This is a genomic window from Klebsiella sp. EMBS2024, assembly GCF_036233805.1.
GTDB classification, from domain to species: Bacteria; Pseudomonadota; Gammaproteobacteria; order Enterobacterales; family Enterobacteriaceae; genus Klebsiella; species Klebsiella pneumoniae.
The window spans coordinates 2,492,938-2,512,199 of record NZ_JAZARW010000001.1 but is presented as its reverse complement, the minus strand read 5'-3'; the positions used below and the strand labels follow the sequence as shown (position 1 = coordinate 2,512,199).

Here is a 19,262-nt window from a genome sequence, read left to right as displayed (position 1 = left end):
TCCGGCTCAGGCCACGCGGAGTACAACATGACTGAATTTCCTGTAGTACTGGTGATTAACTGCGGCTCGTCGTCGATCAAATTTTCCGTCCTGGACGCCGCAAGCTGCGACTGCCTGCTCAACGGCGTGGCCGAGGGCATCAACGCGGAACGGGCGTCTCTCTCGCTCAACGGCGGCGAGCCGGTGGCGCTGGCGCAGCGCGGCTACGAAGGCGCCCTGCAGGCGATTGCCGGAGCATTAGCCCAACGCGACCTCATCGACAGCGTGGCCCTGATTGGCCACCGCGTCGCCCACGGCGGCGACCTGTTCACCGAGTCGGTCATTATTAGCGAGGAGGTTATCAATAACATTCGCCAGGTATCGTCCCTGGCCCCGCTGCATAACTACGCCAGTCTCAGCGGCATCGCCTCGGCGCAGCGGCTGTTCCCGGAGGTGATGCAGGTGGCGGTCTTTGATACCAGCTTTCACCAGACCCTGGCCCCGGAAGCTTTTCTCTATGGTCTGCCGTGGGAGTATTACCAGAATCTCGGGGTACGCCGCTACGGTTTCCACGGCACCTCGCACCGCTATGTGTCCCAGCGCGCCCTGGCGCTGCTCGGGTTGCCGGAGCAGGAGAGCGGCCTGGTGATCGCCCACCTGGGCAATGGCGCCTCGATCTGCTCGGTGCGTAACGGCCGCAGCGTGGACACCTCGATGGGGATGACGCCGCTGGAGGGGCTGATGATGGGCACCCGCAGCGGTGATGTCGACTTCGGCGCCATGGCGTGGATTGCCGGGGAAACCCGGCAGACCCTCAGCGACCTGGAGCGGGTAGCCAACACCGCCTCCGGCCTGCTGGGGATCTCCGGTCTTTCCTCCGACCTGCGGGTGCTGGAGCAGGCGTGGCATGAGGGCCATGCCCGCGCCCGCCTGGCGATTAAAACCTTTGTCCATCGTATCGCCCGCCATATTGCCGGCCACGCCGCGGCGCTGCAGCGTCTCGACGGCATTATTTTCACCGGCGGGATTGGCGAGAACTCGGTGCTGATCCGTCGACTGGTGAGCGAGCGGCTGGCGGTCTTTGGCCTTGCGATGGACGCCGCCCGCAATCAGCAGCCCAATTCGGCCGGCGAGCGCCTGATCTCCGCCGACGGCAGCCGGGTGCGCTGCGCGGTTATTCCTACCAATGAAGAGCGCATGATTGCCCTCGATGCGATCCGCTTAGGCCGGATCCACACCGCGGCGGCGCTGGCCTGACTTTTTATTCTGTAGAGAGACGATGTTCATGAAAGTAGATATCGATACCCAGGATGTACGATACGCCGACGCCTGGCTGGGCTTTCGCGGTACGGCGTGGCAAACGCAGATCGACGTTCGCGACTTTATTCAGCATAACTACACCCCTTACGAGGGCGATGAGTCTTTCCTCGCCGACGCGACGCCAGCGACCACCGCCCTCTGGGAGCAGGTGATGGCCGGGATCCGCGTCGAGAACGCCACCCATGCGCCGGTGGATTTCGACACCAATGTCGCCACCTCCATCACCGCCCACGCGGCGGGCTATATCAACCAGCCGCTGGAAAAGATCGTCGGCCTGCAAACGGACCAGCCGCTGAAGCGCGCCCTGCATCCTTTTGGCGGCATCAAGATGATCAAAAGCGCCTTCGAGGCCTATGGTCGTGAAATGGATCCTGACTTTGAGTATCAGTTTACGGCGCTGCGTAAGACCCACAATCAGGGCGTTTTTGACGTCTATTCCCCGGATATGCTGCGCTGCCGCAAATCCGGGGTGCTGACCGGGCTACCGGACGGCTATGGCCGCGGACGGATCATCGGCGATTACCGCCGCGTGGCGCTGTACGGCATTCGCTACCTGGTCCGCGAACGTGAGCTGCAGTTTGCCGACCTGCAGCCGGCCCTTGAGCGCGGCGAGGCGCTGGAGGCCACCCTGCGCCTGCGCGAGGAGCTGGCCGAACAGCGGCGCGCGCTGCTGCAGATGCAGGAGATGGCGGCCCGCTACGGCTGCGATATCGCCCACCCGGCGCGCACTGCCCGGGAGGCGGTGCAGTGGCTCTACTTCGCCTACCTGGCGGCGGTGAAGTCGCAGAACGGCGGCGCCATGTCGCTGGGGCGCACGGCCACCTTCCTCGACATCTATATCGAACGCGATCTGCGCGCCGGTTTATTGAATGAGGAGCAGGCCCAGGAGCTCATTGATCACTTCATCATGAAGATCCGCATGGTGCGTTTCCTGCGCACCCCGGAATTTGATTCGCTGTTCTCCGGGGATCCCATCTGGGCGACGGAGGTGCTGGGCGGCATGGGGCTGGATGGTCGCACCCTGGTCAGCAAAACCACCTTCCGCTATCTGCATACTCTGCACACGATGGGCCCGGCGCCGGAGCCGAACCTGACCGTGCTCTGGTCGCAAGCGCTGCCGGCGGCGTTTAAAAAATATGCCGCCCGGGTCTCTATCGCCACCTCGTCGCTGCAGTATGAGAACGACGATCTGATGCGCAGCGATTTTCACAGCGACGACTACGCCATCGCCTGCTGCGTCAGCCCGATGGTGATCGGCAAGCAGATGCAGTTCTTCGGCGCCCGCGCCAATCTCGCCAAAACGCTGCTCTACGCGATTAACGGCGGGGTGGATGAGAAACTGAAGATTCAGGTGGGGCCGAAAACCGCACCGTTGCGCGATGAGGTGCTGGACTACGGCACCGTGATGGCCAGCCTCGACCACTTTATGGACTGGCTGGCGGTGCAGTACATCAGCGCGCTGAACATCATCCATTGCATGCATGATAAGTACAGCTACGAGGCGGCGCTGATGGCCCTGCACGACCGCGACGTCTACCGCACGATGGCCTGCGGCATCGCCGGCCTGTCGGTGGCGGCGGATTCGTTGTCGGCGATAAAGTACGCCCGGGTGAAGCCGGTGCGCGATCACCACGGGCTGGCGGTGGACTTTGTCATTGAAGGCGACTATCCGCAGTACGGCAACAACGACGATCGGGTCGATGCCATCGCCTGCGACCTGGTGGAGCGCTTTATGCGCAAAATTCAGGCGCTCCCCACCTGGCGTCAGGCGGTGCCGACCCAGTCGATCCTGACCATCACCTCCAACGTGGTATACGGCCAGAAAACCGGCAACACCCCGGACGGACGTCGGGCGGGGACGCCGTTCGCTCCGGGGGCCAATCCGATGCATGGCCGCGACCGGAAAGGGGCGGTGGCGTCGCTGACCTCGGTGGCGAAACTGCCGTTTACCTACGCCAAAGATGGCATCTCGTATACCTTCTCCATCGTGCCGGCGGCGCTCGGCAAAGCCCCGTCAGCGCAGGAAAACAACCTGGTGGGCCTGCTGGACGGCTACTTCCACCACGAGGAGACGGTGGAGGGGGGACAGCATCTCAACGTCAATGTGCTGAACCGGGAAAAGCTGCTCGATGCGATAGAACACCCGGAGCAGTATCCGAATCTGACGATCCGCGTCTCCGGCTATGCGGTCCGCTTTAACGCGCTGACCCGCGAACAGCAGCAGGATGTGATCTCCCGAACGTTCACCAGTCAACTCTGAGCGGCCACCGGGTCACAGGAGAGCCTTTAACGGGCTCTCCTGTTATCATCTTCACATTACCGCAACAAAATAATCACCACTGTTGATCATATTCGCATTTTTGCACCACGCTGGCGCGCAGCGACCGCTAACTGCATCTATGTTTAGCTCACGGGCCGGTACGGATACCGCGTTGTCCGGCTCGCCACGTGATGGCAACCGATCTCCTGACCTGAAAGGGAATGCGCCCTTGCCGGATGCGGCACGGGTTGCCGTCGCGTGCGTACCGACCGGGGCGACTGTTCTCCGGTGTTCCACTCCTTCCTGGCGGGATTTTTGCTTCTTCCACCCTGGCCGTCCTGGCGCTGCGCCAGCGTCGGCACCACACGGTAAGTGATATTTTCTGCGTCATTCCATGACGCCAGGCTTTACATCGCTGAGGAATATCCGAATGTCTTTGAAACTGAAAACAATGACGCTTCATGTTGTGATAGCAGGTTGTATGAGCATGGCCTTTTACGCCCAGGCAGACGTGAAGATCGGCGTCGCCGGGCCCTTTACCGGCCCCAACGCCACCTACGGCGCCCAGTACTGGAAGGGGGCCTCGCAGGCGGTGGCCGATATCAATGCCGCCGGCGGCATCAAAGGCGAAAAGATTGTGCTGGTGCAGGGGGATGACGCGTGCGAACCGAAGCAGGCGGTGGCGGTGGCCAACCGGCTGGTGGATGAAGCGAAAGTCTCCGCCGTGGTGGGGCACTTTTGCTCTTCCTCAACGATGCCGGCCTCCGAGGTATATGACGAAGCCGGGATCCTGACCATTACCCCCGGCTCGACCAACCCGCAGATCACCGAGCGCGGCATGAAAGATCTCTTTCGCATGTGTGGTCGTGACGATCAGCAGGGGGCGATCGCCGCCAACTATATGCTGGACGTGCTGAAGGCGAAGAAAATCGCCGTGATCCACGATAAAGACACCTATGGTCAGGGGCTGGCCGATGCCACCCGCGCGGCGCTGGCGAAGCGGGGTACCAAAGAAGTGTTGTACGAAGGCCTTTCCCGCGGTGAAAAAGACTTTAACGCCCTGGTGACCAAGATCGGCGCCCTCAAGCCGGACGTGGTCTACTTTGGCGGCTGCCATCCGGAAGCGGGCCCGCTGGTGCGCCAGATGCGCGAGCAGGGCGTGCAGGCCAAATTCTTCTCCGGCGACTGTATCGTCACCGAGGAGCTGGTCACGGCCGCCGGTGGGCCGCAGTTCACCAACGGCGTGCTGATGACCTTTGGTCAGGATCCGCGCACCCTCCCGGACGGCAAAGCGGTGATCGAGAAGTTCCGCGCCAGCGGCTTTGAGCCGGAAGGTTATACCCTCTACGCCTACGCCTCTATTCAGGCTATCGCCGCGGCCTGGAACGCCGTCGGTACCGATAACGCCAAAGCCAGCGACTGGCTGAAGAGCCACGACGTCGAGACGGTGATGGGCAAGAAAGCTTGGGATGGCAAAGGCGACCTCAAGGTGTCCGACTACGTGGTCTATCAGTGGGACGACAAGGGCAAATATCACCAGCTCTGATCGGCCACGACCTGAGGACGCTCTGTCCTTTTGACTTGCGAATTGTCACATGACGGCGGTTGACCGGGAACGGAACCCGGCTGCCGTCTGCCTGGCGGCTGGAGGGGCTATGACGGCGTTTTTTCTGCAACAACTGATCAATGGGCTGACGCTGGGCGCGGTGTACGGCTTAATCGCCATCGGCTACACCATGGTGTATGGGATCATCGGCATGATCAACTTCGCCCACGGCGAGGTGTATATGGTCTCCGCCTACCTGTGCGCCATCGGCCTGGCGCTGCTCTCTTTCTTCGGGATCCACTCCTTTCCGCTGCTGATTTTCGCCACTCTGGTGTTCACCATCGTGGTCACCGGCGTATACGGCTGGGCGATCGAGCGCATCGCCTACCGGCCGCTGCGCAACTCGACGCGGCTGGCGCCGCTGATCTCGGCTATCGGGATGTCGCTGATCCTGCAGAACTATGTCCAGCTGAGCCAGGGGCCGAACCAGCAGGGGATCCCGACGCTGCTTAGCGGCGCGTTGCGCATGACGGTGGGCGATGGGGTGGTGCAGATCACCTGGACCAAGGTGTTTATTCTCGTCGCGGCGCTGGTGGGGATGCTTATCCTGACCTGGATTATTCAGTATACCCGGCTGGGGCGCATCTGCCGCGCCACCCAGCAGGACCGGCGCATGGCGGCGATCCTTGGTATCAATACCGACCGGGTGATCTCCCTGGTGTTTGTCATCGGCGCGGCGATGGCCGGTCTGGCCGGCGTGCTGGTGACCATGAACTACGGCACCTTCGACTTCTATATCGGATTTATTATCGGCATCAAAGCCTTCACCGCCGCGGTGCTGGGCGGGATCGGCTCGCTGCCTGGCGCGATGCTGGGTGGTCTGCTGCTTGGGGTGGCCGAAGCCCAGTTCGCCGGGCTGGTGAATTCGGATTACAAAGATGTCTTTTCCTTTGCGCTGCTGGTGGCGATCCTGATTTTTCGCCCGCAGGGGCTGCTGGGACGTCCGCTGGTGGCCAAGGTCTAAGGAGGCTTTATGGGTGAAATTACGCGCCAGCCTGCGCGGGCTATCCAAAACGCACTGATCGACAGCGTACTGGCCGGCCTTTGCGCGTTAATTGTCTTTGGCCCGATCGTCGGCGTGGTGCTCAAAGGGTATGGTTTTACCCTCGCGCCTGCGCGGGTGGCGATTCTGGTGGCGGTGGTGATGGCCGGCAGGCTGGCGCTCAGTCTGCTGCTGCAGAGCCACAGGGGAAAAGCCTTTATTGCCCGCTTTGAGGGGGCGGATGACGGGGTGTACGTCCGGCCGCCGGGCTACCGCTCGCGGCTGCGCTGGATAATACCGCTGCTGGTGGGGCTGGCCATTGTCTTTCCGTTTCTCGCCACAAAATATCTGCTGACCGTGGCCATTCTTGGGCTGATCTACGTTCTGCTTGGCCTGGGGTTGAATATTGTGGTGGGCCTCGCGGGCCTGCTCGATCTGGGCTATGTGGCGTTTTACGCCATCGGCGCCTACGGCCTGGCGCTGGGCTACCAGTACCTGGGCCTCGGCTTCTGGGCGATGCTGCCGCTGGGGGCGGTGATGGCGGCCCTCGCCGGGGCGTTGCTGGGCTTTCCGGTGCTGCGTATGCATGGCGACTATCTGGCCATCGTCACCCTCGGCTTTGGCGAAATTATCCGCCTGGTGCTTAACAACTGGGTGAGCTTCACCGGCGGCCCTAACGGCGTACCGGTGCCATCCCCCACGCTGTTTGGCCTCGAGTTTACCCGCCGGGCCAAGGATGGCGGTATCCCCATCCATGAGTTTTTCCACGTCAGCTACAACCCCAACCTGAAATTCATCTTTCTCTACGTCGTGCTGTGCCTGGTGGTGATGCTGGTGCTGCTGGTGAAGCATCGCCTGACGCGGATGCCCATCGGCCGCGCCTGGGAGGCGCTGCGCGAGGATGAGATCGCCTGTCGGGCGATGGGGCTCAACCACGTGCTGGTGAAGCTCTCGGCGTTTATGCTCGGCGCGTCGACGGCCGGCATCGCCGGGGTGTTCTTCGCCAGCTATCAGGGGTTTGTTAACCCGACGTCGTTCACCTTTTTTGAGTCGGCGCTGATCCTGGCGATTGTGGTGCTCGGGGGAATGGGCTCCACCCTGGGAGTGGTACTGGCGGCGTTTGTTCTGACGGTCACCCCGGAGCTGCTGCGCGGTTTTGACGAATATCGGGTGCTGCTGTTCGGCGTGCTGATGGTGATGATGATGATCTGGCGGCCGCGCGGCCTGGNGCGCACCNGCCGCAGCGGGGTTGCGTTGCGAAAAGGAGTCGCGCCATGACCGACAGCATCTTACGCGTTGAGCATCTGATGATGCATTTCGGCGGCATCAAAGCGCTGAATGATGTCAATCTGGAGGTGGAGCGGGGGTCGATCACCGCCCTGATAGGCCCCAACGGCGCGGGCAAGACCACGGTGTTTAATTGCCTGACCGGTTTTTATCGGGCGACGGGGGGCAGTATCGTGCTGCGGGCGCGGGAAAAGGTCACCGATGTTATTCAGGTGCTGGGGCAGAAGCTTCACCCGGACGATTTTCTCCACCCGGCGCAGCTGGGGAGGCGGATCTATTACAAGATGTTCGGTGGCACCCATCTGGTGAACCGCGCTGGCCTGGCGCGCACCTTCCAGAATATACGTTTATTCCGCGAGATGTCGGTGATCGAGAACCTGCTGGTGGCCCAGCATACCCAGGTCAACCGCCATCTGCTGGCCGGGATCCTCAATACCCGTGGGTATCGGCAGGCGGAGAATCAGGCGCTGGATCGCGCTTTTTACTGGCTGGAGGTGGTGGAGATGGTGGACTGCGCCAACCGTCTGGCGGGGACCCTCTCCTACGGACAGCAGCGGCGGCTGGAGATCGCCCGCGCCATGTGCACCCGTCCGGAGATGCTCTGTCTGGACGAGCCGGCCGCCGGCCTCAACCCGGTGGAAACCCAGGCGCTGAGCCGGATTATTCGCTTTCTGCGCCAGCAGCACGGCATCACGGTGCTACTGATCGAGCATGATATGGGGATGGTGATGGAGATTTCGGATCATATCATCGTCCTCGATCACGGGGACGTCATCGCCCGCGGCGCGCCGCAGGCGATACAGGCCAACGCCAGCGTGATTGCCGCCTATCTAGGCGCTGAGGAAGAGGAGACGCGCCGATGAGCCAGCCTTTGCTTGCCTTTAATGAGGTGGATGTCTTCTACGGGCCGATCCAGGCCCTGAAGCAGGTCTCCCTCACCGTCAACGAGGGGGAGACGGTGGCGCTGATCGGCGCCAACGGCGCCGGTAAATCAACGCTGCTGATGTCGGTCTTCGGCCAGCCGCGCATTGCCGGCGGGGAGATTTTCTATCGCGGGGAGGCGATCAGCCGGAAATCGACCCACTTTATCGCCAGCAACGGCATCGCCCAGGCCCCGGAAGGGCGGCGCATCTTTCCCGATATGACCGTCGAGGAGAATCTGCTAATGGGGACCATTGCCATTGGCAACCGCTATCAGGCCGAGGACAAGGCGCGAATGTACCAGCTGTTCCCCCGGCTGGAAGAGCGGCGGGGACAGCGGGCGATGACCCTCTCCGGCGGCGAGCAGCAGATGCTGGCCATCGCCCGGGCGCTGATGAGCCGACCGCGCCTGCTGCTGCTGGATGAGCCGAGCCTGGGGCTGGCGCCGCTGGTGGTGAAGCAGATTTTTCAGATCCTGCGCGAGCTGACGGCCCAGGGGATGACGCTGTTTCTGGTGGAGCAGAATGCCCGCCATGCCCTTAACCTGTCGGACCGCGCCTACGTGATGGTGAACGGCCAGATCCGCCTGAGCGGTAGCGGCCAGACGCTGCTNAACGACCCGGAGGTGCGTAAGGCATATCTGGGGATCAGCGGCTGAGGGGGTTATTCCCGCAGTTCGTTACGGGTTTTAATGTGCTGCCAGAAACGTTCGGCGGCCTGGTTAAGCCGCGAGCCGGAGCGGTAGAGCCAGGCGCCGATCGGCAGCGACAGGCTCTCATCGAGGATCGTCAGCCGGCCTTCGTCCAGCTCGCGCTGAATAGAGTATTGCGGCAGCCAGCCCACGCCGTCGCCATTGAGGATCATGCGCTTGAGCAGCTCGCTCATGGAAGAGACAAAGGTGAGAGAGAAGGTGATCTCCGGCGTGCGGTCGATCACCTGGTTCACCTGGCGCCCCATATAGCTGTCGTTGGCGTATTTCATCAGCGGCAGCACGCCGCGATGTAAATGAAACAGCGGGCGGCCATGTTCGTCGCAGGGGGAGACCAGGTGCAGATAAGAATCAAAAATTTTATGATTAATAAACGGATAGTTCATCAATTCTTCATTATAGAAGGAGAGGATAAAATCGCTTTTTCCCTCTTTCAGGTTAAATACGGCGTCGTTGACGTTAATCGATTCAACATGAAAAGTCTTATTTTTACGGTCGGTGTAACCGGCGATGATCTCGGGCAGTAATAACACCGACAGCGAAGGGGCGGCGTCGATCCTTATTTTCTGGGTAGTGTTATTTAAGCCTTTAATACGGCTGATCTGAAAATCCATGTCATCGAGCATATTTCGCGCATAGCCGACAAAAATTTTCCCGCGGTTGGTCAGCTGCAGAGGGTTGGCGCTACGATCGAAGATGCTGAATCCGAGGGAAGCCTCCAGCGACTGGATGCGTCGGCTGAACGAAGACTGAGAGATGTTGCGGGCTTTGGCCGCCAGGGTAAAGCTGCGCGACTCCTCAAGGGCAATCACATCATACAGCCATTTTACTTCCAGATTTGCCAACACCGATCCAGTCCTCAAAAACGCAATAAAGGCTATGCAATTTTAGCATAGCGCATAGAAACTATGCAATTAACATAATTATCGACAGGTGTTAACATTTTTTGGAAAGTTGAGATTTATGAATGCATATCGGCGACCCTACATGAGCACGATATGAAATCGCGACTCACGGTTATTTATTGCTTTATTTCATTGTCCAGGACTTATCTTATTAAATAGCCGGCGACGATGACGAAAGCAATGAATAACCCAGGCCTCTTACCTTAAATAGTTTGTCAGGAGTTCCATGTCACAACAAATTGAATCAGTAAAAATGGCTCTGCAGGAGCTGGGGATTAATGCAAGCGGCGAATTCTATTACAACCCTGATTACGATTTGCTTATTGCACATGAAACCTCTCCTGAGCTGACCGGCGCGGCCCGCGGCGTGATGACCGACTCTGGCGCTGTGGCTGTTGATACCGGGATCTTCACCGGCCGTTCGCCGCGCGATAAATACATCGTCCGCGACGAACAGACTCGCGACACCGTCTGGTGGGCAGACTCCGGCCTCGGCCGCAACGACAACAAACCGTTATCGCCAGACGTGTGGCGCAGCCTGAAAAGCCTGGTCGCGGGCCAGCTGAGCGGCAAAAAACTGTACGTCATCGACGCCTGGTGCGGCGCCAGCCCGGACACCCGTCTTGGCGTACGCTTCGTCACCGAGGTGGCGTGGCAGGCCCACTTTGTCAAAAACATGTTCATCGTGCCAAGCGCCGACGAGCTGGCCAGCTTTACGCCAGACTTCGTGGTGCTCAACGGCGCGGGCTGCACCAATGCCAACTGGCAGGCGCAGGGGATGAACTCCGAGAACTTCGTCGCCTTTAATCTCAGCGAGCGTATTCAGCTCATCGGCGGCACCTGGTACGGCGGCGAAATGAAGAAAGGGCTGTTCTCGGTCATGAACTACCTGCTGCCGCAGAAAGGCATCGCGTCGATGCACTGCTCGGCCAACCGTGGCGAAGCAGGGGATGTGGCGCTGTTCTTTGGCCTCTCCGGTACCGGTAAAACCACCCTGTCGACCGATCCGCATCGTCAGCTGATTGGCGATGACGAGCACGGTTGGGACGATGACGGCGTGTTTAACTTCGAAGGCGGCTGCTACGCTAAGACCATCAATCTCGATCCGCAGGCGGAGCCGGAGATTTATGGCGCCATCCGCCGCAATGCGCTGCTGGAAAACGTGGTGGTGCGCGCTGACGGCAGCGTGGATTATGCCGACGGCAGCAAAACCGAAAACACCCGCGTCTCCTATCCGCTGTCGCATATCGACAATATCGTCAAGCCGGTGTCCCGCGCGGGCCATCCGTCGAAGGTGATTTTCCTTGCCGCCGATGCGTTTGGCGTTCTGCCGCCGGTCTCCCGTCTGACCACCGAGCAGATGCAGTACCATTTCCTGTCGGGTTTCACCTCGAAGCTGGCGGGCACCGAGCGCGGCATTACCCAGCCGACGCCGACCTTCTCCGCCTGCTATGGCGCGGCGTTCCTGCTGCTTCACCCGACCCAGTACGCCAGCGTCCTGGCGGCGAAGATGGCGGAATCCGGCGCCGAAGCCTGGCTGGTCAACACCGGCTGGAACGGCGAGGGTAAACGCCTGTCGCTGCGCGATACCCGCAGCATCATTAGCGCGATCCTCAACGGCACTACCGGCCCGCTGCGCGAGGAGACCATCCCGGTGTTCGGTCTTGCGATCCCGCAGAGCATTCCAGGGGTAGACAGCGCGGTGCTGGATCCGCGTAATGGCTGGAGTTCAGCGGATAAATGGCAGGAGAAGGCCGAGAGCCTGGCTCAGCTGTTTATGGATAACTTCAAGCAGTACAGCGATACCGAAGCGGGCGCGCGTCTGGCGCTGGCCGGTCCGCAGCTGCAGAAGAGCGCGGTCGAAGCCTGATCCGCGGCCAGCAGGTCGACGCCTGGCGCCGACCTGCTGGTGAGCCGCTTTACTCCGCAAAGGCCCGCAGCGCATCTCCCGTGAGGCGATAACGCACCCACTCATCCTGCGGCTGCGCGCCAATGCTCAGATAGAAATCAATCGCCGGCTGGTTCCAGTCGAGCACGCTCCACTCCAGACGCCCGCACTGACGTTGTACAGCATATTGCGCGATGGTTTTCAGCAGCGCTTTTCCGGCGCCGATCCCGCGATAGTCGGGGGTGACGTACAGATCCTCCATATAGATACCATTGCGTCCAAGCCAGGTGGAGTAGCTGGTGAAGAACACCGCGTAGCCCACCGCTTTGCCCGCCACCTCGCAGATCAGCGCTTCGGTTTTGCTGCCGCTGGCAAACAGCGTCTCTCTGATCTCCTCTGGCGTCGTCACTACCTCTTCGGGGGCTTTCTCGTAGACCGCGAGTTCATAAATCATGTCGTAGATAGCGGTGGCGTCGTCCGGGGTGGCCTGGCGGATTGTGATGCTCATGGGGTGTCCTGTATCCATAGTCAAAAGAGAGCAAAATTGCTGACCCTGAGGATAAGCGGTATTGTGAAAAGAATTAAGTGCAATGAAATCAGCAAACGATGAATATTATGCATCCTGTCCTGCGCCGGATTGACCTCAACCTGTTGCCGGTCTTTGACGCGGTCTATCGCTCCCGCTCGGTACGCCTGGCGGCGGAAGAGCTGGCGATGAGCACCTCGGCGCTGAGCCATGCGCTTTCCCGGCTGCGCAGCGCCCTCAACGATCCGCTGTTCTACCGCGAAGGCCACCGGATGTGCCCCAGCGTCTATGCCAGCCAGCTGGCGCCCTCTATCGCTTCGGCGCTGAAGTTTCTCAACCAGGAGCTGACGCCGCCGGCGGCGTTTGTGCCGGCCGCCAGCACCGACTGCATGCAGATTGCGATCACCGATTTCACCGCGTTCTGCGTCTTTCCGACGCTGATGCATCACCTGCAGCGTGAGGCGCCCGGGCTGCGGTTTGAGCTCCGTTATCTGCCCCACAGCCCGGCGCTGACCGAGCTGCTGGCGGGCGAGGTCGACCTGGCCCTCGGGTTCAATACCCCTGACGAGCCAGCCCATCCCGATCTTGAGGAGATTAACTGGCTGCGGGACGAATATGTGGTCATCAGCCAGGCCAACCGGACGGCGCTGACCCTGGACGCCTACCTTGCGGCCCGTCATCTGGTGGTGACCCCGTGGAATGAGCGGCAGGGGGGGCTGGACTGTGAGCTGGAGCGACAGGGCTATTCGCGGCAGGTGGCGATGAAAACCCCCTCGATGCTGAGCGCGCCCTTTATTATTGAGCAGAGCGACCTGTTGATGGCGCTGCCCCGGCGGGCGGCGGAGACGATGGCCCGCGCCGCCCGGCTGACCATTTTCCCGCTGCCGTTTCCGGTTCCGCCGTTTGACGTCAAGATTTACGCCCACCAACGCAGCGGGAAACGCGAGGCTACCCGCTGGCTTATCTCCCTGTTGCAGACGCTGGTGGGGGAGTCCACCGCTTCCTGACGCGCTTTCCAGCCGGCAGGGTATTTCGTTACCCCAGGCCAGGTTTTATGCCGTCAACCCACGGCGACATATCCTGGCCCCGGTCACAAAACGGAAAACTGACTTTTTCGCCGTCACCCGCGGCGTGGTTAGGACGGTGTGTGTTAAATTATTGTATGTAAAAGTAATGTTAATTAGTTAAATGTTATTCATGCGTAAAATGCATTAGTGGATGCGTTTATTACGCTTATTTCGTTCCCGGTTCTGTTTCAGTCTTCAGCGACAGGCGCGCGACAACGCGTGGATAACAAACTGGAGACCTGCATGCATTCAACAACCTCACAGATGAGTACCCGTGACCGGATCGGCGCCATTCTGCGCGTCACGTCCGGTAACTTTCTCGAACAGTTCGACTTTTTCCTGTTCGGGTTTTATGCCACCTACATCGCCCATACCTTTTTTCCGGCGAGCAGTGAATTCGCCTCGCTGATGATGACCTTCGCGGTCTTCGGCGCCGGCTTTTTGATGCGCCCCATCGGCGCTATCGTACTTGGCGCCTATATCGACAAGGTGGGGCGGCGCAAGGGGCTGATCGTCACCCTGTCGATCATGGCCACCGGCACCTTCCTGATCGTGCTGATCCCCTCTTATCAGACCATTGGCCTGTGGGCGCCGCTGCTGGTGCTGATCGGCCGTCTGCTGCAGGGCTTTTCCGCAGGCGCCGAGCTGGGCGGGGTGTCGGTCTATCTGGCCGAGATCGCCACCTCGGGCCGCAAAGGCTTTTACACCAGCTGGCAGTCGGGCAGTCAGCAGGTTGCCATCATGGTGGCAGCCGCGATGGGCTTTGCCCTCAACGCGGTACTGGAGCCGAGCGCTATCAGCGACTGGGGCTGGCGTATTCCGTTCCTTTTCGGCTGCCTGATTGTTCCGTTCATTTTTATCCTGCGCCGTAAGCTGGAGGAGACCCAGGAGTTTACTGCCCGCCGCCATCATCTGGCGATGCGCCAGGTATTCGCCACCCTGCTGGCGAACTGGCAGGTGGTTATCGCCGGGATGATGATGGTGGCGATGACCACCACCGCGTTCTACCTGATCACCGTCTATGCCCCGACCTTTGGTAAAAAGGTGCTGATGCTCAGCGCCTCTGACAGCCTGCTGGTCACGCTGCTGGTGGCGATTTCCAACTTCTTCTGGCTGCCGGTGGGCGGGGCGCTGTCCGACCGCTTTGGCCGCCGGTCGGTGCTGATCGCCATGACCCTGCTGGCGCTGGCTACCGCCTGGCCTGCGCTGACCATGCTGGCGAACGCCCCGAGCTTTTTGATGATGCTGAGCGTGCTGCTGTGGCTGTCGTTTATCTACGGCATGTACAACGGGGCGATGATCCCGGCGCTGACCGAAATTATGCCCGCCGAAGTGCGCGTGGCAGGTTTCTCGCTGGCCTACAGCCTGGCGACCGCGGTGTTTGGCGGCTTCACGCCGGTGATTTCCACGGCGCTGATTGAGTATACCGGTGATAAAGCGTCTCCCGGCTACTGGATGAGCTTTGCCGCCATCTGCGGTCTGCTGGCCACTTGCTACCTCTATCGCCGTAGCGCCGTTGCGCTGCAGACGGCACGTTAATCAGGGAGAAGATGATGCGTAAAACGACAGGAACCCTGCTAGCCACGCTGCTGCTGGCCGCCACCGGCGGCAGCGCGTTGTCAGCTGAGGTCACCGTGATGATCTCCGGCGGCTTCAAAGCGGCGCTGGAAAAGCTGGCCCCGGCGTGGGAAAAACAAACCGGCAACCACCTCGTGGTGATCCCTGGCCCGTCGATGGGAAAAACGCCGCAGGCGATCCCTAACCGTCTGGCGCGCGGCGAACACGCGGACGTGGTGATCATGGTCGGGGACGCGCTGACCAGCCTCGAGAAAGCGGGCCGTACGCAACCGGATTCGCGCCGGGAGCTGGCCGACTCGCCGATCGGCGTGGTGGTGAAGGCGGGGGCGCCGCTGCCGGCTATCCACAACGCAGACCAGCTGCGTGCGACGCTGCTGGCGGCGCCATCGGTCGCGTACTCCGACAGCGCCAGCGGACGCTATGTCAGCTCGACGCTGTTCCACACCCTGGGCATTGATGACGCGATGCAGAGTAAAGCGCAGATGGTGGAGCGCATTCCGGTGGCCTCGGAAGTGGCCAAGGGACGGTATGCGATCGGTTTTCAGCAGGTGAGCGAACTGCTGCCGGTGCCCGGCGTAACCTTCGTCGGCGAACTGCCGGATAACCTGCAGTACATCACCCGCTTTGCCGGGGCGGTGACCATCAGCGCCGACCACCCGCAGGAAGGCAAGGCGCTGCTGACGTATCTGGCGTCACCGGCGGCGCAGGAGACCATCCACGCCACCGGTATGCGAAGCGTAGCCGCCGCCGCGCCGGTCAGCCAGAAGGATACTGTTCAATAATCAGCTTCTCCAGCTCTGCCGCCACGTAGGACTGAATACGGCCGCTGAGGCGGATCAGGCCTACCGTACGCGTGACCACCGGGTCGGTGAGCGGCACAACGCGGAGAACGGAATGCTCCCCGGCGGGCATCGACATCGCGGGCACGGCGGCAATGCCGATGCCCGCTTCCACCATCCCCAGCATCGTGGTGACGTGGCGGGTTTCGCAGATACTTGGCCGCGCCGGCGTCAGATGCGCCAGCTCCCGGTCAAGCAGCGTCCGGTTGCCGGAGACCCGATCCAGGCCAATATAATCCTGTTCAAAATACGCCTGCCAGCTTAGGTGCGTCTTGCGCGCCAGCGGATGATCGTGCCGACAGGCGGCCACATAGCGGTCGTCGGCAAGAGGGGTGAATTCGATACTGGCTGGCAGGTTTTTGGCAAAGCAGAGGCCAAAGTCAGCCTGTCCGCTGCTGACCGCCTCGATCACATTCCCGACGCTGCTGTCAATCAACCGGATGCGCACCTGGGGATAACGCGCCTGAAAGCTGCGGATGATTTCCGGCATAAAGTAGTAGGCGGCGGAAGGCACCGTCGCCACCGTCACCAGCCCGGTACGCGCCTTGCTGACCTGGCTGATATCCGCCAGCACCGTCTCGACATGGGCCAGCAGCTGCTCCGAACGTTCGGCAAAATTTTGCCCATACAGCGTGAGGGTCACCCGCCGGGTGGTGCGATCGAACAGCCGGTTGCCCAGCGCCGTCTCCAGCTTTTCGATGCGTCGGCTAAGGGCCGACTGCGACAGGCAGATGGATTCGGCCGCCAGCCGAAAACTGCCATATTCCATCAGGGCGCGAAAGGCGTAGAGATCGTTGAAGTCAAAATTTACGGGCATGGCGGCATCCTTATCGGCTCTCTGGCGCCATCGCCCCGTCCGGCGAGGGGCGATGGCGGGTAGCATATCGGGCAGGACTTCGGGCGCGCGGGAAACCGCGCGCCAGGGCTTACACCTTAAGCAGTTTTACCGTGGCATCGATATCGATTTCGTCTTCCGAAAAGATCAGGGTTGTCCCCTGAAAGGTGGTGATTGCCAGCTTTTTCACCGAGCGCATCTCTCCCGGCTGCACCGTGGCTTTTGGCCGGATGCTGTTCATCAGCAGCCCGACCGACAGCACGGCGTTTTCTTTATCGACGCGGGTCTCGACCGGCTCTTCTTCCCGGTACACCACATAGGATTTGATGGAGGTCAGCTTCAACCGCTCGCCGGCAATATAGATATATTTGCTTTCCGGAATGACCTTCACCGCGTAGGCCGACAGCCCTTTATTGTTGGTGGTAGGTTCGAAAGTCACCGCCGCGTCTTTCTTGATAAGATCAGGATTGGCGACCTTAATCACGTGAAAATAACGATTTTCGCCGTTTTCATCTTTGATAAATCCAAAACCTTTATCTTTAAACCACGTTGTGATTGTTCCGTTCATCGCCATTACCGTATTACTCGTTGGTTAACACAAATTTTGCAGCGCGCAGTGTAAAGCACATTGCCTGTACAGGCCATGCCTTTGCGATAAGTGTGGGTGATAAATGACGCCGCCGCGAGGGCGGATTGTGCGCCAGCATCGTGCCGGTGGGCAAAATGAGGTACTATCGCCAGCCACTCCTTCTTCGGGCCGCCTGATGTCCACCATTATCGATACCTTTGTCGCGCCGCCGTGTCGCGAACAGATCACCCTCTTGTATCAGGACGAACACCTGGTGCTGATCAATAAGCCCGCCGGGCTGCTGAGCCTGTCGGGCAAAGATCCGCGCAACCTCGACTCCGTGCATCACCGGCTGGTTCAGCGCTTTCCGGGCTGCACCCTGGTGCACCGCCTGGACTTCGGCACCTCCGGCCTGATGGTGATCGCCCGCAACAAGGGCATTAACGCCTTGCTGTGCCAACAGTTCAGCCAGCGCACGGTGGACAAGGTCTATACGGCGCTGTTGTGCGGCCATCTGGCGGAAGATGAGGGGATAGTGGAGGCGGCAATCGCCAAAGATCCGGCCCGTTTCCCGCGCATGGCGCTCTGCGCCCGCCACGGCAAACCGGCGCGTTCGCGCTATCGGGTCATAGACCGCCTGTATCAGGCGCGAGAAGGCGAGAGGGCGCTGGCGTTAACCCGGGTGACGCTCACCCCGGAGACCGGACGGACCCATCAGCTGCGTATTCACTGCCAGCTGCTGGGCTATCCGATCCTTGGCTGCGATCTGTACGGTGGCCGGGAGCTGCCCGGCACGGAACAGGCTCCGCGGCTGATGCTGCACGCCAGCGAACTGCGCTTTGTCCACCCCGTCAGCCATGAGCCGATGCATATCCAGCAGGCGAGCCCGTTTTGATCGCCCGCGGCGGGAAAGCCCGGGGTTACCACATCAGATCGTCGGGCACCTTAAAGTCGGCGTACGGATCGTCTTCATCCTGCTCATCCTGACTCAGGGCGCTGTGCAACACGATGCTGCTGGCGTCGCGCTGGGCAATTTTCTCAGCCACCACCGCCGGAATAATCGCATATTCACCTTCGGGCTTGTTATCCACCGCCAGGCGGGCAATCGCCAGACGGCCGTTAATCAGCTGGGTCTGGGTGGGCTTGTCGACCATGATTTTTTTGATCAGATTATTATCGGTAAAGTTAAAGCCGATATCGCCCCGGGCGACCGTAATGCGGTTCATCTCGATCAGCTGCTTCACCTGGGCTTTATACTCTTTCGCCAGCACCGCCTGCTTTTGCTGCTCGCTAAGCTGTTTATCACGCTCCAGCTGGGCTTTTTTATTTTCTTCCACCGCTTCCCGGGCCTCACGGGCCTGAACGCGGGATTTTTTCGCCGTCCTCTGGACTTTAGCCATTTTTTTGCTGCTGACCAGGCCGGCTTTGAGCATCTGCTCTTGTAAGGTGAGTTTTGTCATCTGCGTGTCTGAAACTGAGGAAACATCTGGCAAGTATACCTGCATTGGCAGAAACGACGCCAGACTCGCGATCGCGCTGGGCTGCTGTACCATGCCGCGCAGCGCGGCGGGGGATTACCCCCGGGGCTGAAGCTGATAAATCCAGGCGCTGATCTGCTGTCCATCGTCGGTGGTCACTCCCACCGGCACCCGATCGTACCCTTCCTCAAAGTCGTCCAGCATGGGCCAGTGCGCCGCCAGCCGATCGGACAGGAACAGATAGCCGTTGACCCGTGGGCCGTGAGCGTCGAGGACGATCCCCGGGAAATCGGCGGCTGCGCCCCAGCCGCGCGCGTAAAAGGTGCCGGTGACGTAACCGGGACGCCACTCGCCCCCGATCGCTTCCAGAATATGCGCATTGCTGCGACCGGGACAGAGCGTCCCATAGACAAATAGTGGTTTCATTTTCTCTCTCTCGTTCGCCCTGACACCCGCCCACAGCGGAGCGGGAAACCAAAATACGGGGTAATGCAGCGCCTGGCAATGGCCGGGT

The 19,262-nt window shown here is 60.7% G+C and carries 20 protein-coding genes (1 of these 20 running past the window's edge); 13 read left to right on the top strand and 7 right to left on the bottom strand.

Features of this window, described 5'->3' with window-relative positions:
- The first annotated feature begins 27 nt into the window (after positions 1-27).
- On the top strand, positions 28-1,236 hold the full coding sequence (gene tdcD, locus VZP09_RS11540) for a propionate kinase (RefSeq protein WP_032438240.1): 1,209 nt from the start codon (positions 28-30) through the stop codon (positions 1,234-1,236).
- A 28-nt stretch (positions 1,237-1,264) separates the two neighbouring features.
- Complete coding sequence (gene pflB, locus VZP09_RS11535) at positions 1,265-3,559, top strand: formate C-acetyltransferase (RefSeq protein WP_021312747.1); 2,295 nt, start codon at positions 1,265-1,267, stop codon at positions 3,557-3,559.
- Between the two features lie 51 nt (positions 3,560-3,610).
- On the opposite strand, the gene VZP09_RS11530 is transcribed toward pflB, so the two are convergent.
- Positions 3,611-3,757, bottom strand: coding sequence for a hypothetical protein (locus VZP09_RS11530; protein WP_004225356.1), 147 nt, complete (start codon positions 3,755-3,757; stop codon positions 3,611-3,613).
- Between the two features lie 289 nt (positions 3,758-4,046).
- Here VZP09_RS11530 and VZP09_RS11525 point away from each other — a divergent pair, with 289 nt between their 5' ends.
- The 5 genes from VZP09_RS11525 to VZP09_RS11505 all read left to right on the top strand — a co-directional run bounded on the left by VZP09_RS11525 (position 4,047) and on the right by VZP09_RS11505 (position 9,013).
- Positions 4,047-5,105: a branched-chain amino acid ABC transporter substrate-binding protein gene (locus VZP09_RS11525; protein ID WP_004189329.1), complete on the top strand. Its 1,059-nt coding sequence runs from the start codon at positions 4,047-4,049 to the stop codon at positions 5,103-5,105.
- Between the two features lie 109 nt (positions 5,106-5,214).
- Positions 5,215-6,129: an ABC transporter permease subunit gene (locus tag VZP09_RS11520; protein WP_004175489.1), complete on the top strand. Its 915-nt coding sequence runs from the start codon at positions 5,215-5,217 to the stop codon at positions 6,127-6,129.
- A 9-nt stretch (positions 6,130-6,138) separates the two neighbouring features.
- Positions 6,139-7,425 (top strand): high-affinity branched-chain amino acid ABC transporter permease LivM, encoded by a 1,287-nt coding sequence (livM, locus tag VZP09_RS11515; protein WP_328795150.1) that lies wholly within the window; start codon positions 6,139-6,141, stop codon positions 7,423-7,425.
- Positions 7,422-8,297 carry an ABC transporter ATP-binding protein gene (locus VZP09_RS11510; protein WP_049107528.1) on the top strand — a complete coding sequence of 292 codons (876 nt, stop codon included), beginning with the start codon at positions 7,422-7,424 and terminating at the stop codon, positions 8,295-8,297. The genes livM and VZP09_RS11510 overlap by 4 nt, the downstream gene beginning before the upstream one ends.
- Positions 8,294-9,013 (top strand): ABC transporter ATP-binding protein, encoded by a 720-nt coding sequence (locus VZP09_RS11505; RefSeq protein WP_004175491.1) that lies wholly within the window; start codon positions 8,294-8,296, stop codon positions 9,011-9,013. Before VZP09_RS11510 ends, VZP09_RS11505 begins: the two co-directional genes overlap by 4 nt.
- A gap of 5 nt (positions 9,014-9,018) precedes the next feature.
- Here VZP09_RS11505 and VZP09_RS11500 read toward each other — a convergent pair whose 3' ends face one another.
- A complete protein-coding gene (locus VZP09_RS11500) occupies positions 9,019-9,912 on the bottom strand; it encodes a LysR substrate-binding domain-containing protein (protein ID WP_004145473.1) in 894 nt (297 codons plus the stop codon).
- Positions 9,913-10,195: 283 nt separating this feature from the next.
- On the opposite strand from VZP09_RS11500, the gene pckA reads away from it, so the two are divergent.
- Positions 10,196-11,839 (top strand): phosphoenolpyruvate carboxykinase (ATP), encoded by a 1,644-nt coding sequence (gene pckA, locus VZP09_RS11495; protein ID WP_004180410.1) that lies wholly within the window; start codon positions 10,196-10,198, stop codon positions 11,837-11,839.
- A 49-nt stretch (positions 11,840-11,888) separates the two neighbouring features.
- Here pckA and VZP09_RS11490 read toward each other — a convergent pair whose 3' ends face one another.
- Positions 11,889-12,365 carry a GNAT family N-acetyltransferase gene (locus tag VZP09_RS11490; RefSeq protein WP_002910717.1) on the bottom strand — a complete coding sequence of 159 codons (477 nt, stop codon included), beginning with the start codon at positions 12,363-12,365 and terminating at the stop codon, positions 11,889-11,891.
- 98 nt (positions 12,366-12,463) lie between these two features.
- Between VZP09_RS11490 and VZP09_RS11485 the strand changes: the two genes are divergently transcribed.
- From VZP09_RS11485 to VZP09_RS11475, 3 genes are all read left to right on the top strand, one after another.
- The gene (locus VZP09_RS11485) at positions 12,464-13,390 is read left to right on the top strand and encodes a LysR family transcriptional regulator (RefSeq protein ID WP_032441315.1); all 927 of its coding nucleotides are present in this window, start codon (positions 12,464-12,466) and stop codon (positions 13,388-13,390) included.
- Positions 13,391-13,693: 303 nt separating this feature from the next.
- The gene (locus VZP09_RS11480; protein WP_004152313.1) at positions 13,694-14,989 is read left to right on the top strand and encodes an MFS transporter; all 1,296 of its coding nucleotides are present in this window, start codon (positions 13,694-13,696) and stop codon (positions 14,987-14,989) included.
- 11 nt (positions 14,990-15,000) lie between these two features.
- On the top strand, positions 15,001-15,810 hold the full coding sequence (locus VZP09_RS11475) for a substrate-binding domain-containing protein (protein WP_004145468.1): 810 nt from the start codon (positions 15,001-15,003) through the stop codon (positions 15,808-15,810).
- Here the strand turns inward: VZP09_RS11475 and VZP09_RS11470 are convergent.
- Positions 15,785-16,684, bottom strand: a complete 900-nt coding sequence (locus tag VZP09_RS11470; protein WP_328795149.1) for a LysR family transcriptional regulator — start codon at positions 16,682-16,684, stop codon at positions 15,785-15,787. The two genes, VZP09_RS11475 and VZP09_RS11470, sit on opposite strands and share 26 nt — an antisense overlap.
- A 109-nt stretch (positions 16,685-16,793) precedes the next feature.
- Entirely contained in the window at positions 16,794-17,276 is a 483-nt protein-coding gene (locus VZP09_RS11465; protein ID WP_002910657.1) for a cold-shock protein, read from the bottom strand.
- A 190-nt stretch (positions 17,277-17,466) separates the two neighbouring features.
- Here VZP09_RS11465 and VZP09_RS11460 point away from each other — a divergent pair, with 190 nt between their 5' ends.
- Complete coding sequence (locus tag VZP09_RS11460) at positions 17,467-18,165, top strand: RluA family pseudouridine synthase (RefSeq protein ID WP_002910654.1); 699 nt, start codon at positions 17,467-17,469, stop codon at positions 18,163-18,165.
- Between the two features lie 25 nt (positions 18,166-18,190).
- Here the strand turns inward: VZP09_RS11460 and VZP09_RS11455 are convergent, their stop codons facing one another.
- Both VZP09_RS11455 and VZP09_RS11450 read right to left on the bottom strand, forming a co-directional pair.
- Positions 18,191-18,730, bottom strand: coding sequence for a DUF2058 domain-containing protein (locus VZP09_RS11455; protein WP_002910652.1), 540 nt, complete (start codon positions 18,728-18,730; stop codon positions 18,191-18,193).
- Between the two features lie 114 nt (positions 18,731-18,844).
- Positions 18,845-19,174 (bottom strand): gamma-glutamylcyclotransferase family protein, encoded by a 330-nt coding sequence (locus VZP09_RS11450; RefSeq protein WP_328795148.1) that lies wholly within the window; start codon positions 19,172-19,174, stop codon positions 18,845-18,847.
- Between the two features lie 53 nt (positions 19,175-19,227).
- On the opposite strand from VZP09_RS11450, the gene VZP09_RS11445 reads away from it, so the two are divergent.
- Positions 19,228-19,262, top strand: partial view of a hypothetical protein gene (locus tag VZP09_RS11445; protein WP_328795484.1) — the 5' end (the start) only. 244 nt of this gene lie beyond the right edge of the window; 35 of the gene's 279 nt are visible here — the first part of the coding sequence; it begins with the start codon at positions 19,228-19,230; its stop codon lies beyond the right edge, outside the window.

Excerpts from the sequence above, each read along its gene's own strand:
- VZP09_RS11455 (WP_002910652.1), bottom strand. The coding sequence starts at position 18,730 with ATGACAAAACTCACCTTACAAGAGCAGATGCTCAAAGCCGGCCTGGTC.
- pflB (WP_021312747.1), top strand. The coding sequence starts at position 1,265 with ATGAAAGTAGATATCGATACCCAGGATGTACGATACGCCGACGCCTGG.
- VZP09_RS11470 (WP_328795149.1), bottom strand. The coding sequence starts at position 16,684 with ATGCCCGTAAATTTTGACTTCAACGATCTCTACGCCTTTCGCGCCCTG.
- VZP09_RS11490 (WP_002910717.1), bottom strand. The coding sequence starts at position 12,365 with ATGAGCATCACAATCCGCCAGGCCACCCCGGACGACGCCACCGCTATC.
- VZP09_RS11460 (WP_002910654.1), top strand. The coding sequence starts at position 17,467 with ATGTCCACCATTATCGATACCTTTGTCGCGCCGCCGTGTCGCGAACAG.
- VZP09_RS11525 (WP_004189329.1), top strand. The coding sequence starts at position 4,047 with ATGGCCTTTTACGCCCAGGCAGACGTGAAGATCGGCGTCGCCGGGCCC.
- VZP09_RS11465 (WP_002910657.1), bottom strand. The coding sequence starts at position 17,276 with ATGGCGATGAACGGAACAATCACAACGTGGTTTAAAGATAAAGGTTTT.
- VZP09_RS11480 (WP_004152313.1), top strand. The coding sequence starts at position 13,694 with ATGCATTCAACAACCTCACAGATGAGTACCCGTGACCGGATCGGCGCC.
- pckA (WP_004180410.1), top strand. The coding sequence starts at position 10,196 with ATGTCACAACAAATTGAATCAGTAAAAATGGCTCTGCAGGAGCTGGGG.
- VZP09_RS11485 (WP_032441315.1), top strand. The coding sequence starts at position 12,464 with ATGAATATTATGCATCCTGTCCTGCGCCGGATTGACCTCAACCTGTTG.
- VZP09_RS11510 (WP_049107528.1), top strand. The coding sequence starts at position 7,422 with ATGACCGACAGCATCTTACGCGTTGAGCATCTGATGATGCATTTCGGC.
- VZP09_RS11475 (WP_004145468.1), top strand. The coding sequence starts at position 15,001 with ATGATGCGTAAAACGACAGGAACCCTGCTAGCCACGCTGCTGCTGGCC.
- tdcD (WP_032438240.1), top strand. The coding sequence starts at position 28 with ATGACTGAATTTCCTGTAGTACTGGTGATTAACTGCGGCTCGTCGTCG.
- VZP09_RS11450 (WP_328795148.1), bottom strand. The coding sequence starts at position 19,174 with ATGAAACCACTATTTGTCTATGGGACGCTCTGTCCCGGTCGCAGCAAT.
- VZP09_RS11520 (WP_004175489.1), top strand. The coding sequence starts at position 5,215 with ATGACGGCGTTTTTTCTGCAACAACTGATCAATGGGCTGACGCTGGGC.